This is a genomic window from Verrucomicrobiia bacterium (assembly GCA_035489575.1).
Lineage (GTDB): Bacteria > Patescibacteriota > Saccharimonadia > Saccharimonadales > JAGQNK01 > DATHJY01.
In genome coordinates, this window is record DATHJY010000007.1 from 57,589 (window position 1) to 67,757 (window position 10,169).

At 51.3% G+C, this 10,169-nt stretch carries 14 protein-coding genes; all 14 read right to left on the bottom strand.

Going from position 1 to position 10,169, the window contains the following annotated elements:
* Nucleotides 1-81: 81 nt before the first annotated feature.
* Entirely contained in the window at nt 82-1,536 is a 1,455-nt protein-coding gene (metG, locus tag VK694_03395; protein ID HTE57766.1) for a methionine--tRNA ligase, read from the bottom strand.
* A gap of 138 nt (nt 1,537-1,674) precedes the next feature.
* Nucleotides 1,675-1,965 (bottom strand): hypothetical protein, encoded by a 291-nt coding sequence (locus VK694_03400; GenBank protein HTE57767.1) that lies wholly within the window; start codon nt 1,963-1,965, stop codon nt 1,675-1,677.
* Nucleotides 1,966-1,967: 2 nt separating this feature from the next.
* A complete protein-coding gene (locus VK694_03405; GenBank protein ID HTE57768.1) occupies nt 1,968-2,096 on the bottom strand; it encodes a hypothetical protein in 129 nt (42 codons plus the stop codon).
* A 400-nt stretch (nt 2,097-2,496) separates the two neighbouring features.
* On the bottom strand, nt 2,497-2,619 hold the full coding sequence (locus VK694_03410; protein ID HTE57769.1) for a type II toxin-antitoxin system HicB family antitoxin: 123 nt from the start codon (nt 2,617-2,619) through the stop codon (nt 2,497-2,499).
* A gap of 71 nt (nt 2,620-2,690) precedes the next feature.
* Nucleotides 2,691-3,191 (bottom strand): NUDIX domain-containing protein, encoded by a 501-nt coding sequence (locus VK694_03415; protein ID HTE57770.1) that lies wholly within the window; start codon nt 3,189-3,191, stop codon nt 2,691-2,693.
* Nucleotides 3,192-3,209: 18 nt separating this feature from the next.
* A complete protein-coding gene (locus tag VK694_03420) occupies nt 3,210-3,926 on the bottom strand; it encodes a hypothetical protein (protein ID HTE57771.1) in 717 nt (238 codons plus the stop codon).
* Nucleotides 3,927-3,956: 30 nt separating this feature from the next.
* Nucleotides 3,957-5,714 carry a hypothetical protein gene (locus tag VK694_03425; GenBank protein HTE57772.1) on the bottom strand — a complete coding sequence of 586 codons (1,758 nt, stop codon included), beginning with the start codon at nt 5,712-5,714 and terminating at the stop codon, nt 3,957-3,959.
* A 158-nt stretch (nt 5,715-5,872) separates the two neighbouring features.
* Nucleotides 5,873-6,055, bottom strand: a complete 183-nt coding sequence (locus VK694_03430) for a hypothetical protein (GenBank protein HTE57773.1) — start codon at nt 6,053-6,055, stop codon at nt 5,873-5,875.
* Nucleotides 6,027-7,313: a trehalase family glycosidase gene (locus tag VK694_03435; protein ID HTE57774.1), complete on the bottom strand. Its 1,287-nt coding sequence runs from the start codon at nt 7,311-7,313 to the stop codon at nt 6,027-6,029. Before VK694_03435 ends, VK694_03430 begins: the two co-directional genes overlap by 29 nt.
* Before the next feature lie 101 nt (nt 7,314-7,414).
* On the bottom strand, nt 7,415-7,588 hold the full coding sequence (locus VK694_03440; GenBank protein ID HTE57775.1) for a hypothetical protein: 174 nt from the start codon (nt 7,586-7,588) through the stop codon (nt 7,415-7,417).
* A gap of 153 nt (nt 7,589-7,741) precedes the next feature.
* Nucleotides 7,742-7,909, bottom strand: coding sequence for a hypothetical protein (locus VK694_03445; protein ID HTE57776.1), 168 nt, complete (start codon nt 7,907-7,909; stop codon nt 7,742-7,744).
* A 35-nt stretch (nt 7,910-7,944) separates the two neighbouring features.
* Entirely contained in the window at nt 7,945-9,255 is a 1,311-nt protein-coding gene (locus VK694_03450) for a magnesium transporter (GenBank protein HTE57777.1), read from the bottom strand.
* 162 nt (nt 9,256-9,417) lie between these two features.
* Nucleotides 9,418-9,672 carry a hypothetical protein gene (locus VK694_03455; protein ID HTE57778.1) on the bottom strand — a complete coding sequence of 85 codons (255 nt, stop codon included), beginning with the start codon at nt 9,670-9,672 and terminating at the stop codon, nt 9,418-9,420.
* Nucleotides 9,669-10,010, bottom strand: a complete 342-nt coding sequence (locus tag VK694_03460; GenBank protein HTE57779.1) for a hypothetical protein — start codon at nt 10,008-10,010, stop codon at nt 9,669-9,671. The genes VK694_03455 and VK694_03460 overlap by 4 nt, the downstream gene beginning before the upstream one ends.
* Nucleotides 10,011-10,169: the final 159 nt, after the last annotated feature.

A 10,169-nucleotide genomic window follows, 5' to 3' on the forward strand; every position in this document is an offset into this window, starting at 1 on the left:
TGTCTTTTTATGGCAGTCCGGGTCACACTCGATCGAACATATCCCTTACTCCCCACTGCCCTTAACCTGCCTTAAACATTTCTACGCAGACTTGGCAGCAGCTACTTCTTTCCGGGGAAACAGCGTGCCTTCTATGGGCTGGATAACACCCTGTTCGAACACATGACGCATCTTAAGCGCGGTTTCGGGCATGAATGGTTGCAGCATTTGGGCAATTTCTAGCAAGCAGCCGACTTGGTAAGCAAGCACTTCGGCCAAGTGTTCTTTGTCACCTTCCTTGGCAATTACCCATGGTTTTTGTTCGTCAATATACTGGTTGAGGCCACGGACTTGCTCCCAGACTTCCTCCAGTGCACGGTCAAATCGGAAGTTATCGAGCGCCTCTAGGTACTGTGATGTATCGTGTTCGGCTCCAGGGATATTACCGATAATGCCGTTTTGGTATTGTTTGATCATAGCGGCGGTACGCTGCACAGCGTTGCCCAACTCGTTCGCGAGCTCACTGTTATAGACCTCCAGCAATCGGTTGGCGCTGAACTCGCCATCACCATAGCTGGGGATATGGCGCAGCAGGTAATAGCGGAGGACATCGGCCGAATATTCGTTGATGATATCCATAGGGCTGATCACATTGCCGAGGCTTTTGCTCATCTTGACACCGCCAGAGGCATTGATAAACCCGTGCACATACAGAGTTTTGGGCAAAGACACGCCCAGGCCCAACAATATGGCGGGCCAGATAGCTGCGTGGAAACGAATGATATCTTTGCCAATCACTTGTACGTTGGCGGGCCAGAACTTTTTAAAATCTTCGTGTTCGGGATAGCCCAGAACCGTCAGGTAGTTCATGAGCGCCTCGAACCAGACATACATGACCTGCGTGTCATCGCCTGGGGCCGGGATACCCCACGATATCTTGTCTTTAGGTCGAGAAATACTGATGTCTGTCAGGCCATCTTTGATAACATTCAAGATCTCGTGCTTGCGGGTGGCAGGCACAATCCGGAAACTACCACTTTCTATGGCGGTCTGAATTTGTGGCGCGTATTTGGTCAGTTTGAAGAAGTAATTCTCTTCTTCTATCGTCTCGTATGGTTTGTCATGGTGGGGACATACGCCCTTGTTGTCTTTGGCCTGAGCCTCGGTCACAAACGCTTCGCAGCCGGTACAGTACAATCCACTGTAGTTGCCTTTGTAGATGTCACTAGCCAGGGCTTTCCAGATCAGCTGGGCCCGCTGCTCGTGTCCGGCGTCTGTCGTGCGAATGAAACGGTCGTTGCTGATGTTTAGCGCTTTGGCCAAATCCCGAAAGTTCTGGCTCATCTTCCCAGCAAACTCTTGGGGGGACAGTTTTTGTTCGGCTGCCTTTTCGGCAATCTTGCCGCCATGTTCGTCGGTGCCAGTACTAAAGATAACCGGCCTCTTTTGCACACGTGCGTGTCGAGCCAGTACGTCAGCCATGATAATTTCCATAGCAAAGCCAATATGCGGCTCGCCATTAACATACGGAATAGAGGTAGTAATGTAATAATTCATACGGTTTAAGTGTACCTGTTTATGAGTGATAAGAGAAAACTAAGAGAATAAGAATATCTACGCCCGCCCGGGCATCATAGTCATAGACTGGCGGTAGATATGTGTCATAAGTATTATTATAACACCTTCTAAAAGATACTAGCCGTTCTGCTCTTCGTCGGATCTAAAGCTTTCTAATAATTCCGGAGGATATTTCTCGGAGCCAAAGAATGGGAAGAGCCGACCCTTCACTTCAGCGATATACCTTCCTTCGTACAAGTCACTAGTCAAAGTCTCCACATCCTTGTACAAAAGCTTCACTTCAGTAGCGTCAGCCCATTGGCACATAAAAGCCAATACTGCTTGTTCGTCATTATAGTCACCCGAATCCTCCGAAAAACTAAATTCACAGTACTTACGACCCATACCATAACGACCAACACCGTACAAAGTCAGCCTATTGTAAAGCCCCCAGCTTGTTCGTATTTTATGACCGCTAGCTCTGGTGGATCTGCCTCGTCAAACGAGAGTCCTAAGTTAAATAGGTCAGAAAACTTCTTCAGGTTCTTGTAGAATTCCATATGTCGTATTAAAACATAGCCATCGAAGTTAAGCGACCGAGACGCGACAACTCCCAACCCCTACGCCAACGTTACCCATCCTGCTTGCAGAGCACTATTTCAGGGTCGCATTTCAGGGTCGAACCCTGTTTCACTATTTCAGGGTTCGACCCTGAAATATGCTAGAAGAGGCAGGCTTGCCGGGGTAGCTCTTATGGCTCCCGCGCTGTCGGCTTAACTGAAAGCCATTTGTCTGCAAGACCCGAATCAACTGACGAGCGGTTAATGCTTTCATGTAGTCGGATTAAGCCAGGATCACCTCTGCGATGATTGGATGGGTAGCATGATCAGGGATTGCTTGGTGGGTTGCTTTTAGCTCTTCCAGCCACAACCCTCAGACCTCGGCAGCCTTTTCCTGAGCCTATTCAAATGTGTGACCAAACGTAACGCACCCCGGGAAGTCCGGGAAAGATACCTCAAAGCCTCCGTCAGAACTAGGATTAAATAGAGCGATATAACCAGCCGTGACATGAGCCTGTTTCATACCAACAGTATACCATCCACCTGTGGCAAAAGAATTCAACACGTGCCGGTAGGGGTGGGAGGCCGCCAGAGCTAGAACAGAGATGCTTGCTGGGGTGGTTTTTCTGTCTCGATGCCAAGCGCCTTGAGCAGCCGCTCGACAAAGGGTGCTTGGGCGGGGTGGAGTTTTTGCATTGCTTTGTCTGGCGTGAACCAGCCAGCTTTATCTACTTCTCTGAATTCTTGCTCTTTGCCGCTTTTGGGCGGCCACTCTATCATCATGCTATTACTGTTGAGTTTTGTAATATCCATGTCGCCCTGGACCGCCCAGCCATATATGGTCTTGCCACTTTTATTCTTGACGGTGCCCAGTTCTAGATATTCGCCTGCGGGCAGGGGTTGGCCGGTTTCTTCCTGAAATTCTCGTTTGGCTGCGTCCAGGGCCTCTTCGGTGTCGTTGAACTCGCCTTTTGGCAGCGTCCAGGCCCCTTTGTCTTTCTTTGCCCAAAACGGACCACCAGGGTGCACGATCAGCACCTCGACCCCACTTGGCTTTTTCCGATACACCAGCACACCAGCACTTTGTTTTGCCATAGTTCAGAGTATAGCGCGCTAGCCATCCAAGCTAAAGGTTGTATTGATACCCGCCCGCTGCAGATCTTCATGATAGGCAATAACCGCCTCTACATGCCCATTGTCGATCCGCTCATGGTCGCGAAGAACAGGAACAGCCCGACTCAGTGAAGTCACGGCGTTCATTTCGTAGCCCAGTGCCTCCAGATTTGCCCGTGCGTCTTCCTCGCGATCAAAGCCGACCGTCAGACTAACCGCCTGCAGCCCAACCTTCAACAGCACGTTAGCCCCCTCGATCTTGGATGCTCCGTTGGTCGTATTATCATCCCCTAGATGCACCAGCTGGCCACTTTCGTAATGACCTTCTATCAGCTCCTGGTGCGCACCATAGTGCAGCTTGTTTGGGTCTGGGACACGCTCCCACAGATATGACATGCCTGCCTCGTAAGCAGCCACCGCCATCGGGGCCGTGGCTGCTTGGGCCTTACCAAATACATGGTCAAACCGCGCATTAATCTCCATAAACCGTTGGGCATAACCAGCGATAGTATTACGAATAAGGTCCTGCTGCTGCTCGATAGGCATGCTGCCGTCCCTAATCCGACGCTGATCATACGAGAGCAGTGACCGCATGTTGTGGTAGTACGGTGTAACCCTGCCCGACTTCAGGGCAAGACCTCCCTCCGGAAAGCCCAGCACGCCGCGGTCAAACATGCCGACTATGTATTTCTCCTCATCAAATACTCGCTCCGTCATGCCGCCCTCCTGGTTTATGGCTATTATAGCTTAAGCGGCGATTGGCCCCATGGTGTCGGACGTTCGCCAGCGATGGTCACCTTGGTACATACCCTTCGTGGCTCGGTTGTAGTGCATGTAGGTCCTAAAGCCGGCATACAATGTAGAGAACTCACGGTAGTTGTGAGTAAAGCGCAAGACGTCAATCTGGCGAGCCATGTCAGCTTTTAGACCACGGTCGATAGATAGTTGAGTCATACGCACCGCCCACGCTTCTGAATTATGAGCGTCCTCGACAAAGCCTGACCGTCCCGGAATAACTTGCAGCGGCATGCCACCCCTCGCAGCTACAATGACCGCCTTGTTGTGCCAGATCCACTCCGAAACGCGGTTCTCGAACCCTTCACGCCTGGACGGCTGCAGACCGAACTCGGCCTCGTGCATCAGGACATTGATAGCCAGGTCGTCATGAGGAACGCGTACTACCTTTATATCGTCCTTGAAGGCTTGGTACTTAGTGGCGCGGGCATGCATGACCAACGCCAACATGTCATCACCGTCAGGGTCGTCAATAGACCCATTGCCAGCAATAACTAACGGCCTGATCTGGTCTTTTTTACCCTGGGCAATCATGATCTCTCTGTACCGAGCATAGTGTTCGAGGATAGAAGGATTGCCGTCTATATCTACCAGATTTTTGGCCGCATCAAAACGGGCCACAACCGCCATAAATGGTCGATCCCAATCCATCTCGGCCTGTGTCCAATCCTCGCGGTCCCAGTCTGTGGATGCCGGTATAACATCTGGTCTTCTTTCTGGTTTGCGCTGTTCACTGGTCTTAAGCTGGTCGTCCCAAAAATCGCGTTTTGCCATCCCCTCTTGCTCGGTAATTCTGCGGTTTAGGTCGTCACCCGCTTCAAAGGGTGCAGGCGCAAAACCCAAGGACGCTTCGGGGACAACGTCGGGCACAAAAGAGTCTACGGGATGAAAAAGATGCACCTGAGCACGCTCGGCCTTGCCCTCCCAAAAATACTTCCAAATCTGGTGCTGGATGGTGTTTGAGTCGGCCACAAGTTCGCGCCTGTTTTCGATATGACTCTGCCATATAGTGGGCATGCCGGGAGGCAAGAAATCGTACAGGCCATGTGGTTGCGGATCGTGCAAATACGCCAGGTCTACCTGGGCCAGCGAATTCCGCAGAGCTGGCTCTACCTCATCACGAATCCAAGCTTCATACACAGTGATACCAGCCCGAAATTCCCCACGAGTCATCTCCGGCACGGCAACTCCCTGGCTGTTGTTGTGCCAGTCTTTGGTCACCCTAAAAGCAGTCTCGCTCTCCGGCATCAGCGGCCATCGTTCGTCTACGCCCAGGTCACGGGACAAAGGCACACGGTTCATCAACCAGTACTGCACCCCGCCACCATTGGCCGTAGGATTTACATTACCAACGATCAATCCACGTGACTGGTCGGCTTCGGCCGCCACCCGCTCCAAGTCCCTGACTGCCCATGGTCCGATTTCTTCAGCAAAACGTACTCGGTCAGCAAAAGTTATATCGCTCTGCACGATAACCTCGCGCGTCTGAGTATCCAGTAATTTACGAGTGACATCTGTTGGATGAGAATAAGACACATAACGATCCGGATCGCCCGGATCAGGCACAGTGGTAGGCAGTGCTACCTGGCCCACTCTGGTAATAACGTCTTCTGCAGACACCAGGACACTGTTGGCAGCCTCCGTGCTTGCATGATCCCCGCTGTCTCCACTAGCAAATCTTTCGCCGGTTTCGGCATCTGGTATTGTCATTTTATTCTTTCGTTAGAACGTTAAGAGCTTTAAAACCACAAAAATGCGCAAACTGGTTATTAAAATAAAAGCCCCCTTGCCCAAAAGGACGGTGAGCTTACAAAGACAAAAAGCTTGTGTTATTCCTCCACAAGTATGATACACCCAATTACATAAGCTTAGTCTGTAAAATTGGTGCTAGACAAATGCCACAAACTGCAATGCTGGCAGTGGTAGACCCTTACGCGCGTACCGTGCTGCCACTCGGTCACCGTGGCGGTCGCCTCGGCTTGTTCCTTGGTATCAAAAGCCAGCTTGTCTGCACATGGCAGACTACTGCTTTGACTCTGGTCCGATTCCATCAATATAATCTTTACAAAAGCGCTCAAAAACAGCGTTAGTCCAGCCAAAGCCTGTTTGTGATGGATAGAGTCCCTTCACGGGTGGCTTGTCAGGAGACACAACATTGTACTTCTCCAAAAATACGCCGTGTTCTTTGTACCAATCTAGGTTGGTTTTGATCCATTTTGTAGCAATGCGCTTGGCATCTTCGTGGTAGCCATAGCGCTCCAACCCCTGCACCACAACCAGGTGCAATGGAGCCCAGCCATTCGGATAAGCCCACTGAGTGGGCACGGTGGGTATACCAGGCACTCGCTTGGCTAGTTGCGCCACATCAGTAGTCGCCAGGCCACCCTTGTTCTCGAACCGCTTTAGGGCTTTGACCAACTGTTCGGCTTCTTTTTTGGTGACCATACCGGCCCACATAGGAAAATAGGTAGCCAATGAGCTGACCGCACCACGTTTTTCTTTCTTAAAATCATAGTCATAATACAAACCCTTGAGCTTGCTCCACATCAGCCCGTCCATAACCCGCTTGCGATACTTGGCGGCATCCTGCCATTTGGTTACTTGGTCTTTTTTGCCAATCAATTCGTAATACTTGGCAAAATCCATTTCGTATTTATACAGCAGGGCGTTCAGATCTACAGGCACAAAGTGGAGAGCCTTGCGTCCAAAACGTGGCGTCATGTCCCAGCCGCTCTCGGCCTCGGCGATATCATGCAGATAATTAAAGTCGTAGTAACGGCTGAGGCCCTTGTATACCTGGCGAGCATGCGGCTTGCGCGTGCCCATCCATACGGTGTGATATTCGGCCTCGGCAACTTTGAGCATTTTGCCCAGCCACTTCTTGTCCATGTTGTAGGCCTCGTAGACGTCCCAAATAAAGCTGCTCAAAAACGGTGGCTGCGAGCGGCTAGTCAGATACAGGCGGGAGGCGTTGGGAATAATCTTGAACCGCTGGAATAAATAGACCAGGTCTTCGAGGATACCCAGCACCAGGTCTTTGTGCTCGGCGTCTAGCATGCCCTGCACCATAAAGTAGCTGTCCCAATAGTACAGCTCGTTATAGTCAAACTCGTGACCTTCTTCGTACGATGGCACCAGAAACGGCTTGGGCAGACCCACTAGACTTTCGTCGTCTTTGGGGTGATAGCGCTCCACTTTGTGCCAGTAACTGTGAATGTGATCCAGCGCCGGCAGCACGTCTTTGGCGGTTATGTTGTGGTCGCGCTTCAGCGGACCAAATTTTAATAATTTATCAGTAATACTAATCATTACTATTCAGCCTATAAGCCCTGAGTGTTAGCGTCAACCCACGTCATACATTTTCTTAACAAGTTAAGAAAATACTCGTGACAACATAAGCACATCAGTGTCTACCATGATTCATACTCTTCATCGATAGGAACAAGCTCGATCCTTGTCAGCTCCTCATCATTGTCGTCGATCGAGAAATCAATTTGTTTCCTCGCCCCTTCCGGGCTACCTTGCGCGTCGTCCACCTGCGATTCCATCGGCTCGTGCTCGCCCGTTGGCCCTTCAATACTCATACCCATAACTCCTGTTTCGGTACCTAGTATAGTACAACCCCTGGCCAGAAAAGCGACTCAGGCAAAGCTCAGGTTCGGAGCGTAAATTGAAATTGCAACCTAATGTAAAAAGGAGGCCCCATCATCAAAAAGAAACGTAAATCATTCGCACTCTTACCCCTTCCCGACTCTGATATTCTTGAAGCTTATCTGCGCAAAAATGCTTACAGCCGAGCAGATGCCAGACGCATCAAACGGCAGATGCGCAAGCTCTTCTTCGTCCACTAACCCTAGCGCCACGCCCTCGCACTGGCTGGTGCGAGGGCGTGGGCATCGGGCCATAAAACACGAGGCAGCATACCCCCTGCCTCGTGTTTTTAGTTGAGTACGAGCGTACCGAGTCCCAGGAAAACCAAGAAGCCCAAGACATCAGTTGCGGTCGTAATAAATATGGTTGCAGAAGCTGCTGGGTCTTTGCCTAGCTTGGTCATTATCAACGGCACCAAGGTGCCAAAGAACGCTGCCACTACCATGTTGACCACCATGGCCATGGCTAGCACGGCCGCAATTTTATAGTCGTGATTAAGGAAGATAACCACCAACGCCACCAACACGGCATTGATGAGTCCATTTATAAATGCAGCACCCATCTCGTTGCGCAAGGTCCGCGCCGCAGTCTTCAGCTCTATCTGCCCCAAAGAGATACCACGCACCAACACGGCCAGCGTCTGCGTAGCAGCATTACCACCCATGCCAGCAACAATGGGCATATAGACGGCTAGCAGCACGAACTTGCTGAGCGTCGCCTCGAACTGTCCAACCACAAAGGCCGCCAAAAAGGCGGTGCCCAAGTTAATAATCAGCCACTGGTACCGGTTGCGTACCTTGCGCTTGGTGCTGTCGCTGATACCTTCCTCTTGGCGAATACCGGCAAATTCGTACAGACTAGAGCTGTCTTTGTCTTGCATGATATTCAGTACGTCGTCGGAATAGATAATACCAATCACATCGTCAGCGTCGTTTTTGACAGCCACCTTAGAGTGCGGATGAGCCTGAAACATATGAATAACTTGGTCGTGGGTGGCAGCGTAACTAATAGACGGCAGGTGCTTTACATATTTGCCGATCAGTTCAGTTGTCCGGCCAAAACCCAGCTCGTGCCCAGGCAGAAAACCGGCCAACTTGCCGTCCTCTTTCTGCACAATAATAACTGGTGGACGACCAGTAGATTTTTCGTGTTGTTTGAACTTTCTAGCTACCTCGGCAACAGTGGCGCTAACCGGCACCTGCACGTAGTCTAGGGTCATCAGGCCGGCTGCGGTCTCGGCGTCAAATTCTAGCAACTTACTGAGCGAATCTTTCAGTTCGTGGCTGACCATTTGCAAGATCTTCTCGCGGCGACGCGGGGTCAGCAGCTGCAGCATGTCAGTTGCCTCGTCTGGATCTACCGCTTGCAAGATGTCTACCAGATCTTTGTCGGGCACATGCATCAGAAGGTCTTTGCGCACATTGGGGGTCAAAGAGTGCAGCAGCACAATACGTTCGTGCGGCTTGAGGTCCAAGAACAGTTCTGTCCGCTTGTCTTTGTGGAACAATATCTCGGTAATAACCTTAGGAGTAAGCGAGGTGATCTGAATACTAGACAGGTCGTTCAGCGACGGAAGTTTTGATTTGCCAAATAATTTCATAAGTTTTGATCTTCATGCTACGTACTGTAGTCAGGGTAATACAAAATCTAGCTTTTAGCCAGATATAGGAATAAAGGGACAGAGTAGTAGCGTGGGTGAGGTGATTGGATGGTGAGAGGCCGTCGCCTTCGTCAGAAGACCGAACCTCTCACCATCCATATCTCAGGCGCTCGCCTGCACGCCTCGGACTAGCCCGAGCAGTGCCTGCAGTCCGTGAACCGCGATCATGAGTGCCTTGCAGCCCAGAGCCACGAGGGCTACCGTCAGAACGACGACAGCCACAGCGGGCGAGATGATTATGGCTAGCACGCGCAGGGGCCAGGCCACATGTTGGTGCCAAGCGGCCAAGACGTCGTTCATGGCGTGACCGGAGGCCAACCAGAACAGGCTGAGCCCGATAAGGATGCCCGCGGTCATGCGGTGACCTCGTCGCGCCGACGGTTGATGGCCTTCTTGAGATCTCGTCCGAGACCCCAGACCAGCATGGACACGCCGTACAGGACCAGCCCCACGAAGACGACGACCACCACGAGAGGTGCGAACACCGCCGTCAGGATGACGACGGGGATGGGCAGTGACCGCTCGAGCTCGTTGATCTCGCCGACTACCTTGTTGGCAGCCCACAGCCAGATCAGTGCGCCGATTACGAAATGCCAGAACATGTTTATTCCGCCTTCTAGTCGTACTACTCTATCGAATGTACACGAAACTTGTATAGCTACGAGTAACAGATATAGTATATCATAAAACTGCAAAAATATCAATATACTCAGTAACCTGAATCACGAAACTCACCACCCCCGCTGTAACAACTGGTATCCCAGGAGCACCCTAGTGTAGTGCAGGGCGTAGCCCTGCACAGACCTCGGGAACGAGGTCTGTAGGTGGAGGTGCTGTTTCAGGTAATCAAAGAC

What these genes read in the sequence shown, in the direction of transcription:
- VK694_03445 (HTE57776.1), bottom strand. Translation starts at nt 7,909, where the DNA reads ATGGCCCGATGCCCACGCCCTCGCACCAGCCAGTGCGAGGGCGTGGCG.
- VK694_03435 (HTE57774.1), bottom strand. Translation starts at nt 7,313, where the DNA reads ATGATTAGTATTACTGATAAATTATTAAAATTTGGTCCGCTGAAGCGC.
- VK694_03405 (HTE57768.1), bottom strand. Translation starts at nt 2,096, where the DNA reads ATGGAATTCTACAAGAACCTGAAGAAGTTTTCTGACCTATTTAACTTA.
- VK694_03410 (HTE57769.1), bottom strand. Translation starts at nt 2,619, where the DNA reads ATGAAACAGGCTCATGTCACGGCTGGTTATATCGCTCTATTTAATCCT.
- metG (HTE57766.1), bottom strand. Translation starts at nt 1,536, where the DNA reads ATGAATTATTACATTACTACCTCTATTCCGTATGTTAATGGCGAGCCG.
- VK694_03440 (HTE57775.1), bottom strand. Translation starts at nt 7,588, where the DNA reads ATGAGTATTGAAGGGCCAACGGGCGAGCACGAGCCGATGGAATCGCAG.
- VK694_03430 (HTE57773.1), bottom strand. Translation starts at nt 6,055, where the DNA reads ATGGAATCGGACCAGAGTCAAAGCAGTAGTCTGCCATGTGCAGACAAG.
- VK694_03420 (HTE57771.1), bottom strand. Translation starts at nt 3,926, where the DNA reads ATGACGGAGCGAGTATTTGATGAGGAGAAATACATAGTCGGCATGTTT.
- VK694_03450 (HTE57777.1), bottom strand. Translation starts at nt 9,255, where the DNA reads ATGAAATTATTTGGCAAATCAAAACTTCCGTCGCTGAACGACCTGTCT.
- VK694_03415 (HTE57770.1), bottom strand. Translation starts at nt 3,191, where the DNA reads ATGGCAAAACAAAGTGCTGGTGTGCTGGTGTATCGGAAAAAGCCAAGT.
- VK694_03455 (HTE57778.1), bottom strand. Translation starts at nt 9,672, where the DNA reads ATGACCGCGGGCATCCTTATCGGGCTCAGCCTGTTCTGGTTGGCCTCC.
- VK694_03425 (HTE57772.1), bottom strand. Translation starts at nt 5,714, where the DNA reads ATGACAATACCAGATGCCGAAACCGGCGAAAGATTTGCTAGTGGAGAC.